Here is an 18,818-nt window from a genome sequence, read left to right as displayed (position 1 = left end):
AAGCACATGGATTTCTCCAAATTCTTCATCGACCGCCCGATCTTCGCGGTGGTGCTGTCCATCATCCTGTTCGCCGTGGGGCTGGTGGCGATTCCGCAGCTGCCCGTGGGCGAGTACCCCGAGGTCGTGCCGCCCAGCGTGGTGGTGCGCGCCACCTACCCGGGCGCCAATCCCAAGGAGGTCGCCGAGTCGGTGGCCGTGCCGCTGGAGGAGGCCATCAACGGCGTCGAGGGCCTGATGTACCTGAAGTCGGTCGCGGCGTCCGACGGCAGCCTGCAGGTGGTGGCCACCTTCCGGCCCGAGGTCGATCCCGACACGGCGGCGGTGCGGGTGCAAAACCGCGTCAGCCAGGCCCAGAGCCGGCTGCCCGAGGAGGTGCGCCAGTTCGGCGTGACCACGCAGAAGCAGTCGTCCACGCCGCTGATGTACGTGGGCCTGGTCTCCAGGGACGGCCGGCACGAGGCGCTGTACCTGCGCAACTACGTCACGCTCAAGATCAAGGACGAGCTGGCGCGCATTGCGGGCGTGGGCGACGTGGGCGTCTACGGCGCGGGCGACTATGCCATGCGCGTCTGGCTCGACCCGAACAAGGTGGCGGCGCGCCAGCTCACCGCGCCCGAGGTGATCGCGGCCATCCGCGAGCAGAACATCCAGGTCTCGGCCGGCCAGCTGGGCGCCCAGCCCAGCCCCCAGAGCGCGGACAAGCTGCTGTCCATCAATGTGCGCGGGCGCCTGAAGACGCCCGAGGAGTTCGGCGCCATCGTGCTCAAGAGCGGTGCGGACGGCCAGCTCGTGCGCCTGGCCGACGTGGCGCGCATCGAGCTGGGCGCCAGCGACTACACGCTGCGCTCCTGGAGCGACACCAAGAACATGGCGGCCGTGGGCATCTTCCTGTCGCCGGGCGCGAATGCGCTGGGCGTGGCCGAGCAGGTCTACGCGGCCATGGACAGGCTGTCGCGCGACCTGCCCGAGGGCGTGGCCTTCGAGTCGGTCTGGGACCCCACGGTCTTCGTGCGCGACTCCATCAAGGCGGTGCAGCACACGCTGATCGAGGCCGTGATCCTGGTGGTGCTGGTGGTCATCGTCTTCCTGCAGACCTGGCGCGCCTCCATCATCCCGCTGCTGGCCGTGCCGGTGTCCATCATCGGCACCTTCGCGGGCCTGTACCTGCTGGGCTACTCCATCAACACGCTGACCCTGTTCGGCCTGGTGCTGGCCATCGGCATCGTGGTGGACGACGCCATCGTGGTGGTGGAGAACGTGGAGCGCTACATCGAGGAAGGGCACACGCCGCTGGAGGCGGCGCACCTGGCGATGAAGGAGGTCTCGGGCCCCATCATCGCCATCGCCCTGGTGCTGTGCGCGGTCTTCGTGCCCATGGCCTTTCTCAGCGGCGTGACGGGGCAGTTCTACAAGCAGTTCGCCGTCACCATCGCCATCTCCACGGTGATCTCGGCCATCAACTCGCTGACGCTGTCGCCCGCGCTGGCGGCCAAGCTGCTGCAGCCGCGCGGCGCGCCGCGCGACCTGCTGGCGCGCGGGCTGGACCGCGGCCTGGGCTGGTTCTTCCGGCCCTTCAACCGCTTCTTCGAGCGCAGCGCCCATGGCTACCAGAACTCGGTGGGGCATTCGCTGCGCCGCCGCGGCCTGGTGTTCGGGGTCTATGCGGCGCTGCTGGCCGGCACGGCCGTGCTGTTCCAGGCCGTGCCGGGCGGCTTCATCCCGCTGCAGGACAAGCTGTACCTGTTCGGCGGCGCCAAGCTGCCCGAGGGGGCCTCGCTGGGCCGCACGGACGCCGTCACGCGGCAGATGGTCGAGGCGGCCAAGAGCGTGGAGGGCGTGGACATGGTCGCCGCCTTCGCGGGCTTCAATGCGCTGCAGTCCACGACCACGCCCAACCTGACCAGCTCCTACATCATGCTCAAGCCCTTTGGCGAGCGTACGCGCAGCGCCCAGGCCATCAATGCCGAGCTGAGCGCCAAGTTCGCGCAGATCGAGGGCGGCTTCGCCTACGCGCTGATGCCGCCGCCCATCCAGGGCCTGGGCAATGGCTCGGGCTACTCGCTGTTCCTGCAGGACCGCGCGGGCCTGGGCTACGCGGCGCTGCAGCAGGCGCTGCAGGCCTTCCAGGCCGAGATCGCCAAAACGCCGGGCATGACCTACCCGGTCAGCAGCTACCAGTCCAACATCCCGCAGCTCGAAGTCAAGGTGGACCGCACCAAGGCCAAGGCCCAGGGCGTGGCGCTGACCGATCTGTTCCAGACGCTGCAGGCCTACCTGGGATCGGTCTACGTCAACGACTTCAACGCCTTCGGCCGGGTCTGGCGCGTGATGCTGCAGGCCGATGCCGACTATCGCCAGGCCGTGGAGGACATCGCGCAGCTGCGCACGCGCAATGCGCGCGGCGAGATGGTGCCCATAGGCTCCATGGTCACCGTGGTGCCCAGCTTCGGGCCTGATCCGGTGCTGCGCTACAACGGCTTTGCGGCGGCCGACCTGATCGGCGACTCCGACCCGCGCGTGCTGTCCTCGGGCGAGGTGCTGGCCAAGCTGCAGGAGATCGCGCAGCGCACGCTGCCGCGCGGCATAGCGCTGGCCTGGACCGACCTCAGCTACCAGCAGGTGGAGCAGAGCAATGCGGCTGCCGTGGTCTTCGCCATCGCCGTGATGCTGGTCTTCCTGGTGCTGGCCGCGCTCTACGAGAGCTGGACGCTGCCGCTGGCCGTGATCCTCATCGTGCCCGTGTGCATCTGCGCGGCGCTGTTCGGCGTCTGGCTGGCGGGAGGGGACAACAACGTCTTCGTGCAGGTGGGCCTGGTGGTGCTGATGGGTCTGGCCTGCAAGAACGCCATCCTGATCGTGGAGTTCGCGCGCGAGCTGGAGCTGCGCGGCGTGGGCATCGTCGATGCCGCGCTGCAGGCCTGCCGCCTGCGGCTGCGCCCCATCGTCATGACCTCGATCGCCTTCATCGCGGGCGCCGTGCCCCTGCTCATCGGCAGCGGCGCCGGCAGCGAGGTGCGCGCGGCCACGGGCGTGACGGTGTTCTCCGGCATGTTGGGCGTGACCCTGTTCGGCCTGTTCCTCACGCCGGTGTTCTACGTCACGCTGCGCCGCCTGTTGGGCCGCGCGCTGACGGGCCATGCGCCGGCACATCCTGCATCACCCGCATCTCTGGAGGCCCGTAATGCCTGAGACCCGCAAACCCCTGCGCCTGCACGCGCTGGCCCTGGCTGCGGCCAGCCTGGTGGCCGGCTGCGCCGTCGGGCCCGACTTTCAGGCGCCGGCGCTGCCCGAGGCCGGCGCGAAATTCGCGCGTGCCGAGCCCGGCGTGGCTGTGCCGCAAGCCGCAGCTGAGGCTGCTTTCTGGCGCCAGTTCAATGACCCGCAGCTCACGCAACTGGTGGAGCAGGCCTTGCAGGCCAACCAGGACCTGCGCGGGGCGCTGGCCCGGCTGGACGGTGCCCAGGCGCTGCTGCGCGAAAGCCGCGCAGGCCAGTTGCCCACGGTCACGATGTCGGGCCAGGCGCTGCAACAAAAGCGCAGCGAGAGCGAAGCCATGGGCGGGCCGCGCAGCCAGCGCAGCTACAGCGCAGGCTTGGCGGCCAGCTGGGAGATCGACTTGTACGGCCGCGTGCGGCGCAACATCGAGGCGCGCAACGCCGACCTGAGCGCCGGCGCGGCCGACCTCGCGGCGCTGCAGGTGGCCATCGCGGCCCAGGTTGCCGGCAGCTATGCAGACCTGCGCGGCTGGCAGCAGCGCCTGGCCCTGGCCCAGGCCAACGCCGCCAACCAGCAGGACACCCTGCACCTGGTGCGGCTGCGCCTCACGCATGGCAGCGGCACCGAGTTCGACCTGGCGCGCGCCCAGGCCCAGCTGGAGGCCACGCGCTCGCGCATTCCCGCGCTGCAGGCGCAGATCGCCATGGCCCAGCACCGCCTGGCCGTGCTCACGGGCCAGGTGCCCGAGGCCTTGATCGCACAGCTGGAGCAGCCGTCGGCCCTGCCGCAGCTGCCCCCGGCCATCGACCCCGGCACGCCGGCCGGCCTGCTGCGCCGCCGCCCCGACGTGGCCGCGGCCGAGGCGCGCCTGCATGCCGCCACGGCGCGCATCGGCGTGGCCACGGCCGACCTGTTCCCGCGCCTGTCGCTGGGCGGGCTGCTGGGCAGCACGGCGCTGCATGGCGGATCGCTGTTCGAGGGCGGCAGCGCCACCGGCAGTGTGTTCCTGGGCGTGGACTGGTCCTTCCTCGACGTGGGCCGCGTGCGTGCGCGCATCGCGGCCAGCGAGGCCGGCGCCCAGGCCGCGCTGGCCCAGTACCAGCAGGCCGTGCTGCTGGCGCTGGAGGACACCGAGAACGCCCTGGTGCGCCTGCAGCGCACGCGTGCCGAGGATGCCCACCTGGCCCGGGCCGCGGAGCAGCGCCAGCGTGCCGAGCAGCTCGCGCTGCGCCGCTACCAGCTGGGCAGCGTGGGCCTGTACGAGGTGCTGGACGCGCAGCGCGATCTGTACGCGGCCCAGGACGCGGCCGCCGACAGCCGCGCGCGCGGGCTGCGCGCCGCCGTGGCGCTGTACCAGGCGCTGGCCGGTGGCTGGGGCGGGGCGCTGCCGGCCGTGCCGGGCTGACGAAGCCAGGCCTTGGGCGCGGGCACTCGATACTTTCTACAATCGCAGCCCATGAGCCTGCCCCAGTACACCCGCGCCAAAGAGCTTCCCGACATCCTTGCCAAGCGCCTCGTCATCCTCGACGGCGCCATGGGCACCATGATCCAGCGCTTCAAGCTGGGCGAGGCCCAGTACCGGGGCGAGGGCTATGCCGGCCCCGATGGCGCGGGCGAGCGCTTCAAGGACTTTGCGCACGACGTCAAGGGCAACAACGAGCTGCTGTCGATCACCCGCCCCGACGTGATCCGCGACATCCACGAAAAATACCTGGCGGCCGGCGCCGACCTGATCGAGACCAATACCTTCGGCGCGACCACCATCGCCCAGGACGACTACCACATGGCCGACCTGGCGCGCGAGATGAATCTCAGGAGCGCCCGGCTGGCGCGCGCGGCCTGCGACAAGTACAGCACGCCCGGCCATCCACGCTACGTGGCCGGTGCCCTGGGCCCCACGCCCAAGACGGCCAGCATCAGCCCCGACGTGAACGACCCCGGCGCGCGCAACGTGAATTTCGAGCAGCTGCGCCAGGCCTACCTGGAGCAGACGCTGGCGCTGATCGAGGGCGGCGCCGACGTGATCCTGGTCGAGACCATCTTCGACACGCTCAACGCCAAGGCCGCGCTGTTCGCGGTGGACGAGGCCTTCGAGCAAAGCGGCCAGCTGCTGCCGATCATGATCAGCGGCACGGTGACCGACGCCTCGGGCCGCATCCTGTCGGGCCAGACGGTCACGGCCTTCTGGCACAGCGTGCGCCATGCCAACCCGCTGTCCATCGGGCTGAACTGCGCGCTGGGCGCGGCGCTGATGCGCCCCTACGTGCAGGAGCTGAACAAGGCCGCGCCCGAGACCTTCATCAGCTGCTACCCCAACGCCGGCCTGCCCAACCCGATGAGCGACACGGGCTTCGACGAGACGCCCGAGGTCACCAGCCGGCTGGTGCACGAGTTCGCGGCCGAGGGCCTGGTGAACATCGTCGGCGGCTGCTGCGGCACCACGCCCGAGCACATCGGCGCGATCGCCAAGGCGGTGCAGGCCACGCCCACGCGCCGGCTGTTCTATCCAGCCGAGGCCTGATAAAACGATAGCTGCCGGCGCTTGGTTAGTAATGGTTTCAGATATAAAAGTATTTTAAATCAATGTACTGCAAGCGCTGGAAGCTATCAATTTGATGTATTGCCGCTGCCCGGCCGCATACTCAGGGTCTGTGCCCATAGCCAATCCCGGTCGGCTTTTCTAAAATGCTCCACGGCCTGCCGCTGCGCAGGCCTTGTTTTTGGGCCCGATGGCGCTTGCCGCCTGGCAGATGCCGCATGTTTCGCCATGCGCGTCATGCCCCGGGCCTTCGTGGGGACCGTCCATGCCGGATGGCGCCCCGTTTCCTGCGCTGCCTGCGGCAGTGTGTTGTGCCGATGCGGCCTGGCAAGGTGCCGCGCATCGGCGGTCTGTCATCCATCCCCCCTCTCGTTGAAAGGAGTCTTTCAGGATGCGTTTTTCCCATGGCTTGATGTTTGCTTGTTGTGCTTTGGCGCTGGCCGCGGGGCCGGCCGCGGCCCAGTCGTCGACGGTGGTGGTCAGCGGCTACCTGGATGCCGGCGTGTACCGTGACTACGACCACACCACCAAGCTGGGCACGATCCAGCGCAGCAACCTCGCCTTTGCCGGCACCGAGGACCTGGGCGGCGGCCTGCAGGCCACGTTCCGCCTGAGCACGCGCTTCGAGATGGGCAGCGGCGCACCCGAGGGCAATGGCTACAAGCCGTTCTGGCATGACGAATCCACCGTGGGCCTCAAGGGCAGCTGGGGCCAGCTGCGCCTGGGCCGCGCGCTCAGCGCGATGTGGGCGCAGGAGTGGAAGTTCGATGCCTGGGCCAACTTCAACCGCATCGCCTCGCCCGCCTGGCACATGGCCCACTACCTGGCGCCCACCGACCGCGCCAGCAACAACGGCACCGCCGAATACGGGCGCATGACCAACGGGCTGTACTACGACTCGCCCAGCGTGGGCGGCTTCAGCGCCCACCTGAGCGGCTCGGCCGAGCGCACCGAGGCCCAGGGGCGCCATGGGCGCGGGTATTCGGCATCGCTGAACTACGAGCAGGGCCCGGTGGCCGCGATGCTGGCGCACGAGCGCAATGGCAGCGGCGATACCGACCTGTACCTGGGCGGCAAGTACCGCTGGGGCGCGGCGGCCCTGATGCTGGCCTACGACCGCACCCGCAGCGGCGACAGCGCGGACAAGGCCAACATGATCGCGCTCGGCGCCACCTACGCCATGGGCGCGACCACCTTCAAGGCCGGCTATGGGCGCCAGCGCCTGAACGGCGACACCAACCACATGGCATCGCTGGGCGCGGAATACGCGCTGTCCAAGCGCACCATGGCCTATGCCAGCCTGGGGCACCAGCGCTACGCCCAGCAGCCCTCGCGCAGCGCCTTCGGCGTGGGGCTGGCGCATTCGTTCTGAGCCTCAGAATGGATAGTGGCGCTCGCTGGTCTGCATGGTGATCCAGCGGGTGTCGGTGAAGGCGTCTATGCCCTGGCGGCCGCCGAAATGGCCGTAGCCCGAGGCCTTGACGCCGCCGAACGGCATCTGCGCCTCGTCGTGCACGGTGGGGCCGTTGATGTGGCAGATGCCGGCCTCGATGCGCGCGGCCACGCGCCAGCCGCGCGCGGTGTCGCGTGTGAACACGGCTGACGACAGGCCGAATTCATTGTCGTTGGCGCAGGCGATCGCTTCCTCCTCGCCGCGCACCCGCACGATGGCCTTGACCGGGCCGAAGCTCTCTTCGCGGTAGATGCGCATCGCGGGCGTCACGCCGTCGAGCAGGGTCGCGGGCAGCAGCGTGTTGCCGGCCTTGCCGCCGCAGACGATGCTGGCGCCCAGGGCCACGGCGTCGTCGATCAGCGCGTTGCAGCGCTCCACGGTGGCCATGTCGACCACCGAGCCCAGCACCACCGGGCCCTGGCGCGGATCGCCCAGCGGCAGCGCGCGGGCGCGCGCCGCGAGCTTGGCGATAAACGCTTCGGCCACGGTCTCATCGACGATGATGCGTTCGGTGGACATGCAGATCTGGCCCGAGTTGGCGAAGGCGCCGAAGCTGGCCGCGTGGGCGGCGGCATCCAGGTCGGCATCGTCGAGCACGATCAAGGGCGCCTTGCCGCCCAGCTCCAGCAGCGCGGGCTTGAGGTGGCGGGCGCAGGTCTGGGCGATGAGGCGGCCCACGCGGGTGGAGCCGGTGAAGCTCACGCGGCGCACGGCCGGATGGGCGACCATGGCCTCGACCACCGCGCCCGCGTCCTCGGGCGCATTGGTCACGAAGTTCACCACCCCGGCCGGCAGGCCGGCGTCCTGCAGCGCCTCGATGATGAGGCCGTGGGTGGCGGGGCACAGCTCCGAGCCCTTGAGGATGACGGTGTTGCCGCAGGCCAGCGCGGTGGAGATGGCGCGCACCGCCAGGATCACCGGCGCATTCCAGGGCGCGATGCCCAGCACCACGCCGGCCGGCTGGCGCACGGCCATGGCCAGGCTGCCGGGCACGTCCGAGGGGATGATCTCGCCGCCGATCTGCGTGGTCAGCGCCGCGGCCTCCAGCAGCATGCCGCTGGCCAGCTGCACGTTGAAGCCGGCCCAGATGCCGGAGGCCCCGGTCTCGGCCGCCATGGCCGCGGCAATCGCCTCGCCCTTGGCCTGCAGCGCCTGCGAGGCCTTCATCAGCAGGGCGCGGCGCGCACCCGGGCCAAGCTGGGCCCAGGCGGGAAAGGCCGCCGCCGCGGCCGCGCAGGCCCGCAGCGCATCCTGCACGGTGGCGGCCGGCGCGCGCGTGGCCACCGTGCCGTCGAGCGGGTTGCGGCGCTCGAAGCTCGCGCCATTGCCGGCCCGGCAGGCCTGGCCGCCGATCAGCATGTTCTGTTCGATCATTGTGCTTGTCCTTTTCAATCCGTTAGGGCCTGTTCACACCAATACGGGGTCGCGCAAGCCCGACAGGGCTGTCAATGCTAGGCACGCGACGCCGTGCGTGTGCCCACCCGCACAAGGAGCGTAACGACGCAGTGGCGGCCCTGCCGCACTTGCCCGAAGGGTTGAGCCCTCTTGGGCGGTCTGCTGCGTTGCTGTCTCTTGCAAGGTACCTACCTTGCTGCGGGCCAGCGCCTTGCAGCCCATCCCAAGAGGACTCAACGCGATCCCCGTGCTTTGTGTGAACAGGCCCTAGTCCACTTTCAGGCCGATCTCCTGGATCAGCGGCGCAAAGCGCGCGCGTTCGCGGGCATGGTGCTCCACGAACTCCTGGCGGCTCATGTGCGGCTCGGGCGTGGCGCCCAGGCCCTGGATCATCTCGATCACCTGCTTTTGCTCCAGTGCCTTGAGCACGCTGGCGCGCACCGCCTGCACCACCGGCGTGGGCGTGCCGGCCGGCGCGTAGATGCCGAACAGCGTGTCGGCATCGAAGCCGGGCAGGCCGCTTTCGGCCAGTGTAGGCACCTGGGGATACAGCGGCGAGCGCCGGGGGCTGCCGATCGCCAGCAGCCTGAGCTTGCCCGCCTCGACCTGCTTGAGGCCCGGGCCGGGGTCGAACCAGTACTGCAGCTGGCCGCTGAGCACGTCGGTCAGCGCCGGGCCGGCGCCCTTGTAGGGGACATGCACGGCATCGACCCCGGCGGCGCGCTTGAACATCTCGCCCGCCAAGTGAGGCGAGCTGCCCGGGCCCGGCGAGCCGTAGGACAGCGTGCCGGGGTGGGCCCGCAGGTACTGGATGAAGTCCTGCACGCTGGCCACCGGCAGCTTGGGATTGGTTTCCAGGAACACATGGACGCGGGCCACCGCGGCCACCGGGTCCAGGTTCTTCTCCGGATCGAAGGGCAGCTTGCGGTAGATCAGCGGGTTGATGCTGATGGCGCCGCCCGAGCTCAGCAGCAGCGTGTAGCCGTCCTTGGCGGCGCGCACGGTTTCGCCGATGCCGATGTTGCCGCCCGCGCCGGGCCGGTTGTCCACCACCACGCTCTGGCCCAGCACCTGGCTCATGGTGGGCGAGATCGCGCGGGCGATCACGTCGGCCGCGCCGCCGGGGGCGAAGTTGACGATCAGGCGCACCGGGCGCTGCGGCCATGGCTGGGCATGCAGCGCCGGGGCCAGGCCCAGCGCGGCGCCAAGCACGCACAGGAACGCAAGCGCGCCCTGGGCGAGCCGGGTGCGGCGAAGGAAGAAGGGTGTCGGCATGGGCTTTCCTCGTTGTGCTCAGTCGAGCCGGATGCCCGCGGTCTTGATGACCTGGCCCCAGCGCTGTCTTTCGGCCAGCCAGAACTCGCGCATGCGCTCGGGCGTGCTGGGCAGCGGCTCCAGCGCCAGCGCCTCGAAGCGGGCCTGCACCGCCGGCGTGTTCAGCGCCTGCTGCAGGGTGCCGGACCACCGCTGCACCGTGGCCTCGTCCGTTCCCCGGGGCGCGACCAGGCCCTGCCAGGCAAAGGCCTCGAAGCCGGCCACGCCCTGCTCGATCAGCGTGGGCACCTGAGGCAGGCTCTTGAGGCGCTGGGCGCTGGCCACGCCTATCACGCGCACCTTGTCCGCGGCGATGTGGGGCATGCCGGCGGCGCTGTCCACCAGCATGAAGGGGAGCTGCCCGCCAATGATGTCGAGCATGGCCGGGCCGGCGCCGCGGTAGGGCGCGTGGGTCATCTTGACCCCCATCTGCTGGGCCAGCAGCTCCATGGCCAGGTGGTGCGGCGTGCCAAGCCCGGGGGAGCCGTAGCTCAGCTGGTCCGGATTCGCCCGGGCCCAGGCCTTGAACTCCTGGAAGTCATGGATCGGCAGCTGCTTGCCCACCACCAGCAGCAGCGGAAAACGCGCCAGCAGGCCGATGGGCACGAAATCGCGCTCGGCGTTGTAGGCCAGCTTGGGGAACAGGTACGGGTTGGCGGCCAGGGTGGCGAAGTCGGCGGTGAAGACGATGTTGCCGTAGTCGCGCGAGCGTGCCACGTATTCCGCCGCGATGTTGGTGCCCGCGCCGGGCTTGTTGATCACCACGATGCTGCGCTTGATCTGCCGGGCCCAGGTTTCGGCCACGCCGCGCGCCACCGCGTCCGAGCCGCCGCCGGCGGCAAAGCCGACCACCCATTCCATGGGCTTGCCGGCAGCGGGCTGGGCATGGGCGCCGCCCAGCAGCATCTGCACTCCGCAGGCGGTGCCGGCCTTGAGAAAGGTTCTGCGCATCTTGTCTCCGTGTTGTCGTTTGCTTACTCGGGCATGCGCTGCTGCGCAAGGCTGACCAGCCGGTGCAGCGTGCGGGTGACGGGCGTGGCGATGCCGTGCCGCCCGCCGCTGCGCACCACCGCGCCGTGGATGGAGTCGGTCTCGGTGGCGCGGCCCGCGAGCAGGTCCTGCAGCATCGAGGGCTGGTGGCCGATGTGGTGGCGCAGTGCGTTCTCCACCGTGGCCTGCAGGCGCGCCGCGTCCAGCGCGATGCCGCTGGCCGCCGCCACCGCCGAGACTTCGGCCAGCACCTCGTGGATGAGCGCGCGGCCATCGGGGTTGTCCAGCCCGTCCACCGTGCGCCGCGTCACCCCGCACAGCCCGTTGAAGGCCGCGTTGAAGGCCAGCTTTTCCCAGATGGCGGTTTCCACCTGGGGGTCGATCTCGCAGTGCAGGCCCGCCTGGTTGAAGTCGTCGCACAGCGCCTGGAAGCCGGGGCTGGCCTGCCCGCTGCGGGGCATGAAGCGGATGGCGCCGCTGCCCTGCGAGCCGACCCGGCCCGGGCCCAGCAGCCGGGCGGGCCAGGTGGTCACGCCCACCGCGATCCGGCTGGCGGCGGCGAATTCGTGCAGCGTCTCGATGTGGCCTATGCCGTTTTGCAGGCTCAGGAACAGTGTGTCGGGGCCGCTCAGGTGGGCAATGCTTTGCAGCGCGCTGCGGGTATGCGCCGCCTTGGTGAAGACCAGCCAGCGCCCGGGGCCCTCGGCCAGCTCGCCGGCCAGCGCGGCCTGTACGCGGGCATGCAGCTGGCCGTGCTCGGTTTCGCAGTGCACGCCATGCTCGCGGATGGCCTGCAGCAGGCCGGGATCGACATCGACCAGGGTGACCGGGATGCCCGCCTGCGCCAGCCGCGCGCCAAACAGGGTGCCCATGGCACCGGCGCCCAGTATGCCGATGGCGCTGCCCCGGGCTTGAGAGTGCGGTGTGCCGGGCATGCTCAGGCCACCTCCACTTCGAGCACCATGGGGCGCGGATGGGCCATGGCCTCGCCGAGCGCCCGGGCCAGCTGCGCGGCGTCCGCCACCTGCACGCCGTCGCAGCCCTGGCCCCGGGCCAGCGCGACGAAGTCGATGTCGGGCAGCTCGGTGCCTTCGACCTTCTCGCCGTCGCGGTAGCCAAAGACCTTGGAGAAGTCCTGCAGGGCCGCATAGCGCCGGTTCTTGAGGATGACGAAGGTGATGGGCAGGCGCAGCTGGGCCGCGCTCCACAGCGCCTGGATGGCATACATGGCCGAGCCGTCGCCGATCACCGCGATGACCTTGCTGCCGGGCTTGGCCAGGGCCACGCCCACCGCGGCGGGCAGGCCATGGCCCAGGCCGCCGCTGCACATGGTGTAGAAGGTGGCGCTGTGCAGGATGGGCAGGTAGGCCTGGATGGTGGCGCGCGCGCTGGGCGCCTCTTCCACGATGATGCTGTGCGGATCGCGCAGGCCGGCGAGCGTGTGCATCGCAAAGGCCACCGACATGCGCTCGCCCGGCGCGGGGGGCGCGGGCATGGGCGGGGCGGGGCGGCGCGCGGGCGCGCTGCGCTGCACCGCCTGCGGGCGCTGCAGCAGCTCTTGCACGCCCAGGCGGACATTGCCCACCGCGGCCGTGCCCACCGGCGCCCAGGCGGCGATGGCCGGGTCTTCGATGAGCTGGAACAGCCGGGCGCCCGCGGGGATGAAGGGCCCGGCGCCCTCCACATGGTAGGTGAAGGCGGCCGCGCCCAGGGCGAAGATCATGTCGTGGCCGTCCAGCAGCTCCACGATGCGCTCGCGTATCGCGGGCAGGAAGCCGGCGAACAGCGGGTGGTCTTCGGGAAAGCTGCAGCGCCCGCTCATGGGCGCCACGTAGACCCGGGCCTGGTGGCGCTCGGCCAGCGCCACCACGGCATCCCAGGCCTGGGCGCGGTCCACCGCGGCGCCCACCACGAGGGCGGGCCGCTGCGCCGCATCCAGCGCCTCGCCGATCAGGGCCAGCGTGGCGGCGTCGGGCCGGGCCTCGAAACCCACATGGCGCAGCGCGATGGGCTCGCAGGGCTGGTCCCAGTCGTCGGCCGGGATGGAGACGAACACCGGGCCGCGCGGCTCCTGCATGGCGATGTAGTAGGCGCGCGCCAGCGCCTGCGGCACGTCTGCGGCGCGGGCGGGCTCGCAGCTCCACTTCACATAGGGCTTGGGCAGGTCGGTGGCGTCGCGCGAGTGCAGGAAGGGGTCGAGCTGCAGCAGCGAGCGCGCCTGCTGCCCGGCGGTGATCACCATCGGCGTGCGGTTCTTGCTGGCGGTGAAGATGTTGGCCATGGCATGGCCCACGCCGGCGGCCGAATGCAGGTTCACGAAGCTGGCGCGGCGCGTGGCCTGGGCATAGCCGTCGGCCATGCCGACGACCACGGTTTCCTGCAGCCCCAGCACGTAGGAGAAATCTTCCGGGTAGTCGCGAAACAGCGGCAGCTCGGTGGAGCCGGGGTTGCCGAAGATGCGCGTCATGCCCAGCGCGCGCAGCATGGCGATCACGGCATGGCGCACGGTGTGGGCGGGTGGGGAACTCGAAGGGGTGTGCAAGGCGCTCTCCTGGATGCAATGGAGCGCATCTTGCGGTGCGCGATAATTTCCAGCAATTGAATAAACCATCTAAGAGATATTCGCCACATGGATATATCCGGCCTGGACCTGAACCTGCTGCGGGTGTTCGACGCGGTGTTCCGCCACGGCAGCGTCAGCCGCGCGGCCGATGAGCTGGGGCTGTCGCAGCCCGCGGCCAGCCAGGCGGTGACGCGGCTGCGCCAGCTGCTGGGCAATCCGCTGTTCGAGCGCATGCACGGCGGCGTGCGGCCCACGCCGCGCGCCGAGCGGCTGGCGCAGTCGGTGCGTGCGGCGCTGGCCACGCTGGAGGTGGCGCTGGCCGAGGCCCAGGAGTTCGATCCGCAGGCGGGCGGCAAGCGCTTTCGCATCCATCTGAGCGACATCGGCGAGGCGCGCTTTCTGCCGCCGCTGATGCAGGCGCTGCACGAGCGGGCGCCGCGCGTGCAGCTGGAGACGCTGCCCGTGCCCATGGACGAGATCGCCGATGCGCTGGACCGCGGCTCGCTGGACATGGCCATCGGCTTTCTGCCCGGCGTCACGCGCACCCAGCGGCTGGTGCTGCTGGCCGACCACTACAAGCTGCTGCTGCGCGCCGGCCACCCGCTGCTGCAGGGGCCGGGCGTGCGCCGGCTGAGCCTGGCCCGGCTGCGCCGGCTGGAGTTCGTGGCGGTGCGCTCGCATTCGCAGACGCTGCGCATCCTGCGCACGCTGGATTTACAGGCGCGGGTGCGTTTGTCGGCCGCGCATTTCATGGCGGTGCCGTCCATCGTGCGCCAGACCGACCTGGCGGTCATCATGCCGGCGGAGATCGCGGCCGCGTTCGTCGCCCAGGGCGGCTATGCGGCGGTGGAGGCCGAGCTGCCGGACAAGGGCTTCGACGTGGCGCTGCACTGGAGCTGGCGCTTCGCCCAGGAGCCAGCCAATCTGTGGCTGCGGGCGCTGGTGCAGGAGCTGTTCCAGCAGCGCGGCTAGCAGCGGTCAGGGCCGGCGCCCCAGCTTGCGGTAGACGGTGGCGCGGCTGATGCCGAGCGTGCGCGCCGCCTCCATCACGTTGCCGTGCGCAGCGGCCACCGCCTGGCGGATCAGCGCGATCTCCATGTCGCGCAGCGGCGCGCGGGCGCCCGCAGCCAGCGCGTGCGCGGCGCCGGCCAGCACCGGCCGGGCATGCAGGCGCAGGCCCGACCACAGCGGCAGGTCCAGCGGCGGCGCATCGCTGCCATGCTGGCGCGCGGCGTCGAACAGCATGCGGTGCGGCGCGGCGAACAGCTCGTCGCAGTGCAGCGGCGCGCCGGCCGGCGCCGGGGGGGCTGTGGCAGCTGTGGGGGGGGCATCAGGGCCGGCAGCATCTGGCGCGCCACCTGGTTGGCGCCGGTCACCAGGCCGTCGGCATCGAGGCAGACCAGGCCGTCGGCATCGTCGCTGCCCAGGCGCCCGGGCCAGTTCAGGTGCAGCAGCAGCCGGTGCGGCCGCGCCAGCGTGAGCGCGTTCTCGATGCTGCGCGCCGACTGCGCCACCAGGTGCTTGAGCTCGGGGCGCTCCAGCGCGTCGATGCCGGTCAAATCCAGCATGCCCACGCAATGCCCGTCGGGGCCGAACAGCGGCGCGCCCGCGCAGCTGTAGGCCGAGGTGTCGTCGAAGAAGTGTTCGCCGCGGTGCAGCCACACCGGATGGCGCTCGGCCAGCGCCGCGCCTATGGCCGAGGTGCCTATGCTGCGCTCCGACAGATCCACGCCCACGCGGGCGATGGCCTCGGCGCGCGGATCGGACCGGTCCACCGGCCCGCCCACCTCGATGACCGTGCCCTGCGCATTGGTGAGGATGGCGAAATACCGCGTGCTGGCGATGGCGCGGCACAGGCGCTCCAGCACCGGCCGCGCGGCCTGGATCAGCGCATGGTTGGCCTCCTGGTGGCGGCGCAGGGCCGCGGCCGGCACCAGCTCGAAGGCCAGGCGCTGGCCGGGCCGGCGGCCCTGCGCCAGGCAGCGCTGCCACGAGCGGGTGATCCAGGCCTGCTCGCCCTGGCCCGGGGGCTGTGATTGCGCATACCAGGCCTCGACCAGCGCATCGGTGAGCGAGCGGCCCTCGTCCATCACCGCATGGCGCGCGCGCTCGATCTGCAGCAGGCGCTGCCGGGCCAGGGTGTCGGTGGCGGGATTCATCGGGGCGTGGTGTCGTTGTGGGGCGGGGCCGAGTGTCCCATTTTGAGAATTTCCGGCCCGCGGCGCAATCGGCCCAGGGATTTCCCTAGGCCGCCGGGGCGGGGCGGCTCCAACAATGCAGGAGTCCAGGCTCGATAGAAGCCGCCGCCCAAGGAGACCCCACGATGCAAATGCGATTCACCGTGCGATTCACCGTCAATGGCCAGGCGCAGGCCGTCGATGTTCCCCCCAACACGCTGCTGGTCCACGCGCTGCGCGAGCACCTGCAGCTCACCGGCACCCATGTGGGCTGCGACACCGCGCAGTGCGGCGCCTGCACCGTGATGGTGGACGGCCGCGCGATCAAGGCCTGCAACACGCTGGCCGTGCAGCACGAAGGCGCCGAGATCACCACCATCGAGGGCCTGGCGCAGGCCGACGGCACGCTGCACCCGATGCAGGCGGCCTTCAAGGAGTGCCATGGCCTGCAATGCGGCTTCTGCACGCCGGGCATGGTGATGAGCGCGGTCGACCTGTGCCGCCAGCATCCGCAGGCCAGCGAGGCGCAGATCCGCGAGCTGCTTGAAGGCAACCTGTGCCGCTGCACGGGCTACCAGAATATCGTCAAGGCCGTCCAGAAGGGCCAGGCCGCGATGGCGGGCCACGCGATGGCCGGCAAATAAGGAGAAATCACCATGGGTGCCACCGATTTTTCCAAGCTGCCGCACATCGGCGAGGCGGTGCTGCGCAAGGAGGACTACCGTTTCCTCACCGGCGCGGGCCAGTACACCGACGACATCGTGCTGCCCCACCAGGCGCATGCGGTGTTCGTGCGCTCGCCGCATGCGCATGCGGCGATCAAGAGCATATCGACCAGGCTGGCCTCGGAGATGCCCGGCGTGATCCGGGTCTTCACCGGCCAGGATGTGGAGGGCAAGATGGGCGGCCTGCCCTGCGGCTGGCTCATCACCTCCACCAACGGCGAGCCGATGAAGGAGCCGCCCCACCCCATCCTGGCGCAGGGCAAGGTGCGCTACGTGGGCGACCACGTGGCCATGGTGGTGGCCGAGACGCTGCAGCAGGCGCGCGACGCGGCCGAGGCGGTGGAGGTGGACTACGAGATGCTCGACGCCGCGGTGGCGGTGAGCGATGCGAAGAACGGCCCCGCGCTGCACGACATCGCGCCCGACAACCATTGCTACCGATGGGCCATCGGCGACAAGGCGGGCGTGGATGCCGCCTTTGCCCAGGCCGCGCATGTCACCCGGCTCGACCTGGTCAACAACCGCCTCATTCCCAACGCCATGGAGCCGCGCGCCGTGGTGGCCAGCTACAACCGCGGCGCCGACGAGTACACGCTCTACGTCGCCAACCAGAACCCGCATGTGGAGCGGCTGCTGATGACCGCCTTCGTGCTCGGCCTGCCCGAGCACAAGGTGCGCGTGATCGCGCCCGACGTGGGCGGCGGCTTCGGCTCCAAGATCTACCTGTACGCCGAGGACGTGGCCCTCACCTGGGCCAGCCGGCAGCTCAACCGCAACATCAAGTGGACGGCCGACCGCAGCGAGGCCTTCCTGAGCGACGCGCACGGCCGCGACCACGTCAGCCACGCCGAGATGGCGATGGACCAGGACGGCAAGTTCCTCGCCATGCGCGTGCACACCGACGCCAACCTGGGCGCCTACCTGTCCACCTTCTCCACCGCCATCCCCACCATCCTCTACGCCACGCTGCTGGCCGGCCAGTACGCCTGCCCGCAGATCCATGTCGAGGTCGATGCCTGGTTCACCAACACCGCGCCGGTCGATGCCTACCGCGGCGCGGGCCGGCCCGAGGCCACCTACCTGCTCGAACGCCTGGTGAGCCGCTGCGGCTGGGAGCTGGGCCTGTCGCAGGCCGAGATCCGGCGGCGCAACTTCATCACCCAGTTCCCCTACCAGACGCCGGTGGCCCTGCAGTACGACGTGGGCGACTACCACGCCTGCATGGACCAGGCCGAGCAGCTGGCCGACGTGGCCGGCTTCGCCGCCCGCCGCCAGGCCAGCGAGGCCAGGGGCCTGAGGCGCGGCATCGGCTACAGCAGCTACATCGAGGCCTGCGGCCTGGCGCCCAGCAACGTGGCGGGCGCCCTGGGCGCGCGCGCCGGCCTGTTCGAGGCCGGCGAGGTGCGCGTGCACCCCACCGGCAGCGTGACGGTGTTCACCGGCTCGCACAGCCACGGCCAGGGGCACGAGACCACCTTCGCCCAGGTGGTGGCGGCGCGGCTGGGCATAGCGGTGGAGAACGTCGACGTGGTGCATGGCGACACCGGCCGCGTGCCCTTCGGCATGGGCACCTACGGCTCGCGTTCCATCAGCGTGGGCGGCGCGGCCATCATGAAGGCGCTGGACAAGATCGAGGCCAAGGCCAAGAAGATCGCCGCCCACCTGTTGGAGGCCAGCGACGCCGACATCGACTTCGCCGATGGCGAGTTCACCGTGCGCGGCACCGACAAGAAGCTGCCCTTCGCGCAGGTCGCGCTCACCGCCTACGTGCCGCACAACTACCCGCTGGACACGCTGGAGCCGGGCCTGAACGAAACCGCGTTCTACGACCCGACCAACTTCACCTACCCGGCCGGCACCTACATCTGCGAGGTCGAGGTCGACCCCGCCACCGGCCAGGTGCGGGTGGACCGCTTCAGCGCGGTGGACGACTTCGGCACCATCATCAACCCGATGATCGTCGAGGGCCAGGTGCATGGCGGGCTGGTGCAGGGCATAGGCCAGGCGCTGCTGGAGAACTGCGTCTACGACCGCGAGACCGGCCAGCTGCTCACCGGCAGCTTCATGGACTACGCCATGCCGCGCGCCGACGACTTCCCCATGTTCCGGCTCGGCACCGTCTGCACGCCCTGCACCCACAACCCGCTGGGCACCAAGGGCTGCGGCGAGGCGGGGGCCATAGGTTCGCCGCCGGCGGTGATCAATGCCGTGCTCGACGCGCTGCAGCCGCTGGGCGTGCAGGATTTCGACATGCCCGCATCGCCCGGCCGTGTGTGGAACGCGATCCAGGGCAGCACCCCCTGAGCGGCTGCGCCGCTTCCCCCTCTCTGGCGCTTCGCGCGGGAGGGGGACGACGCCTCCGCTGCGGGGCGGCCCTTGCTGGGCGTCCGCCGCTGGGCCGTGCCGGTTTCAGGCGATGCGATTAACGCATTGCGCTGTGAGT

At 70.6% G+C, this 18,818-nt stretch carries 14 protein-coding genes; 7 read left to right on the top strand and 7 right to left on the bottom strand.

The window, feature by feature from the left end:
- The first annotated feature begins 6 nt into the window (after window positions 1-6).
- The 4 genes from ACODRX_RS10920 to ACODRX_RS10905 all read left to right on the top strand — a co-directional run bounded on the left by ACODRX_RS10920 (window position 7) and on the right by ACODRX_RS10905 (window position 7,130).
- Window positions 7-3,192: an efflux RND transporter permease subunit gene (locus ACODRX_RS10920; RefSeq protein ID WP_488871517.1), complete on the top strand. Its 3,186-nt coding sequence runs from the start codon at window positions 7-9 to the stop codon at window positions 3,190-3,192.
- Window positions 3,185-4,624: an efflux transporter outer membrane subunit gene (locus ACODRX_RS10915; protein ID WP_488871516.1), complete on the top strand. Its 1,440-nt coding sequence runs from the start codon at window positions 3,185-3,187 to the stop codon at window positions 4,622-4,624. Before ACODRX_RS10920 ends, ACODRX_RS10915 begins: the two co-directional genes overlap by 8 nt.
- 51 nt (window positions 4,625-4,675) lie before the next feature.
- Window positions 4,676-5,740, top strand: coding sequence for a homocysteine S-methyltransferase family protein (locus tag ACODRX_RS10910; protein WP_488871515.1), 1,065 nt, complete (start codon window positions 4,676-4,678; stop codon window positions 5,738-5,740).
- Between the two features lie 409 nt (window positions 5,741-6,149).
- A complete protein-coding gene (locus tag ACODRX_RS10905) occupies window positions 6,150-7,130 on the top strand; it encodes a porin (protein ID WP_488871514.1) in 981 nt (326 codons plus the stop codon).
- Window positions 7,131-7,133: 3 nt separating this feature from the next.
- On the opposite strand, the gene ACODRX_RS10900 is transcribed toward ACODRX_RS10905, so the two are convergent.
- The 5 genes from ACODRX_RS10900 to mdlC all read right to left on the bottom strand — a co-directional run bounded on the left by ACODRX_RS10900 (window position 7,134) and on the right by mdlC (window position 13,521).
- Entirely contained in the window at window positions 7,134-8,585 is a 1,452-nt protein-coding gene (locus ACODRX_RS10900; protein ID WP_488871513.1) for an aldehyde dehydrogenase, read from the bottom strand.
- 288 nt (window positions 8,586-8,873) lie between these two features.
- Window positions 8,874-9,881 carry a Bug family tripartite tricarboxylate transporter substrate binding protein gene (locus tag ACODRX_RS10895; RefSeq protein WP_488871512.1) on the bottom strand — a complete coding sequence of 336 codons (1,008 nt, stop codon included), beginning with the start codon at window positions 9,879-9,881 and terminating at the stop codon, window positions 8,874-8,876.
- Between the two features lie 18 nt (window positions 9,882-9,899).
- Window positions 9,900-10,871, bottom strand: a complete 972-nt coding sequence (locus ACODRX_RS10890) for a Bug family tripartite tricarboxylate transporter substrate binding protein (RefSeq protein WP_488871511.1) — start codon at window positions 10,869-10,871, stop codon at window positions 9,900-9,902.
- A gap of 23 nt (window positions 10,872-10,894) precedes the next feature.
- On the bottom strand, window positions 10,895-11,845 hold the full coding sequence (locus tag ACODRX_RS10885) for a ketopantoate reductase family protein (protein ID WP_488871510.1): 951 nt from the start codon (window positions 11,843-11,845) through the stop codon (window positions 10,895-10,897).
- 2 nt (window positions 11,846-11,847) lie between these two features.
- A complete protein-coding gene (gene mdlC / locus ACODRX_RS10880; RefSeq protein ID WP_488871509.1) occupies window positions 11,848-13,521 on the bottom strand; it encodes a benzoylformate decarboxylase in 1,674 nt (557 codons plus the stop codon).
- A gap of 18 nt (window positions 13,522-13,539) precedes the next feature.
- On the opposite strand from mdlC, the gene ACODRX_RS10875 reads away from it, so the two are divergent.
- Window positions 13,540-14,445 carry a LysR family transcriptional regulator gene (locus tag ACODRX_RS10875; RefSeq protein WP_488871508.1) on the top strand — a complete coding sequence of 302 codons (906 nt, stop codon included), beginning with the start codon at window positions 13,540-13,542 and terminating at the stop codon, window positions 14,443-14,445.
- Window positions 14,446-14,451: 6 nt separating this feature from the next.
- On the opposite strand, the gene ACODRX_RS10870 is transcribed toward ACODRX_RS10875, so the two are convergent.
- Window positions 14,452-14,571 (bottom strand): helix-turn-helix domain-containing protein, encoded by a 120-nt coding sequence (locus ACODRX_RS10870; protein ID WP_488871507.1) that lies wholly within the window; start codon window positions 14,569-14,571, stop codon window positions 14,452-14,454.
- On the bottom strand, window positions 14,556-15,632 hold the full coding sequence (locus ACODRX_RS10865; RefSeq protein ID WP_488871506.1) for a GAF domain-containing protein: 1,077 nt from the start codon (window positions 15,630-15,632) through the stop codon (window positions 14,556-14,558). Before ACODRX_RS10865 ends, ACODRX_RS10870 begins: the two co-directional genes overlap by 16 nt.
- A 164-nt stretch (window positions 15,633-15,796) precedes the next feature.
- Between ACODRX_RS10865 and ACODRX_RS10860 the strand changes: the two genes are divergently transcribed.
- Window positions 15,797-16,294, top strand: a complete 498-nt coding sequence (locus tag ACODRX_RS10860) for a (2Fe-2S)-binding protein (protein ID WP_488871505.1) — start codon at window positions 15,797-15,799, stop codon at window positions 16,292-16,294.
- Between the two features lie 12 nt (window positions 16,295-16,306).
- Window positions 16,307-18,679 (top strand): xanthine dehydrogenase family protein molybdopterin-binding subunit, encoded by a 2,373-nt coding sequence (locus ACODRX_RS10855; RefSeq protein ID WP_488871504.1) that lies wholly within the window; start codon window positions 16,307-16,309, stop codon window positions 18,677-18,679.
- The last annotated feature ends 139 nt before the right edge of the window (window positions 18,680-18,818 follow it).

The organism is Comamonas sp. FG99 (genome assembly GCF_057808605.1).
This window is presented reverse-complemented; position numbering and strand designations above follow the sequence as displayed.

Excerpts from the sequence above, each read along its gene's own strand:
- ACODRX_RS10890 (WP_488871511.1), bottom strand. The coding sequence starts at position 10,871 with ATGCGCAGAACCTTTCTCAAGGCCGGCACCGCCTGCGGAGTGCAGATG.
- ACODRX_RS10910 (WP_488871515.1), top strand. The coding sequence starts at position 4,676 with ATGAGCCTGCCCCAGTACACCCGCGCCAAAGAGCTTCCCGACATCCTT.
- ACODRX_RS10885 (WP_488871510.1), bottom strand. The coding sequence starts at position 11,845 with ATGCCCGGCACACCGCACTCTCAAGCCCGGGGCAGCGCCATCGGCATA.
- ACODRX_RS10915 (WP_488871516.1), top strand. The coding sequence starts at position 3,185 with ATGCCTGAGACCCGCAAACCCCTGCGCCTGCACGCGCTGGCCCTGGCT.
- ACODRX_RS10875 (WP_488871508.1), top strand. The coding sequence starts at position 13,540 with ATGGATATATCCGGCCTGGACCTGAACCTGCTGCGGGTGTTCGACGCG.
- ACODRX_RS10920 (WP_488871517.1), top strand. The coding sequence starts at position 7 with ATGGATTTCTCCAAATTCTTCATCGACCGCCCGATCTTCGCGGTGGTG.
- ACODRX_RS10860 (WP_488871505.1), top strand. The coding sequence starts at position 15,797 with ATGCAAATGCGATTCACCGTGCGATTCACCGTCAATGGCCAGGCGCAG.
- ACODRX_RS10895 (WP_488871512.1), bottom strand. The coding sequence starts at position 9,881 with ATGCCGACACCCTTCTTCCTTCGCCGCACCCGGCTCGCCCAGGGCGCG.
- ACODRX_RS10870 (WP_488871507.1), bottom strand. The coding sequence starts at position 14,571 with ATGGAGATCGCGCTGATCCGCCAGGCGGTGGCCGCTGCGCACGGCAAC.
- mdlC (WP_488871509.1), bottom strand. The coding sequence starts at position 13,521 with ATGGTTTATTCAATTGCTGGAAATTATCGCGCACCGCAAGATGCGCTC.
- ACODRX_RS10905 (WP_488871514.1), top strand. The coding sequence starts at position 6,150 with ATGCGTTTTTCCCATGGCTTGATGTTTGCTTGTTGTGCTTTGGCGCTG.
- ACODRX_RS10855 (WP_488871504.1), top strand. The coding sequence starts at position 16,307 with ATGGGTGCCACCGATTTTTCCAAGCTGCCGCACATCGGCGAGGCGGTG.
- ACODRX_RS10900 (WP_488871513.1), bottom strand. The coding sequence starts at position 8,585 with ATGATCGAACAGAACATGCTGATCGGCGGCCAGGCCTGCCGGGCCGGC.
- ACODRX_RS10865 (WP_488871506.1), bottom strand. The coding sequence starts at position 15,632 with ATGAATCCCGCCACCGACACCCTGGCCCGGCAGCGCCTGCTGCAGATC.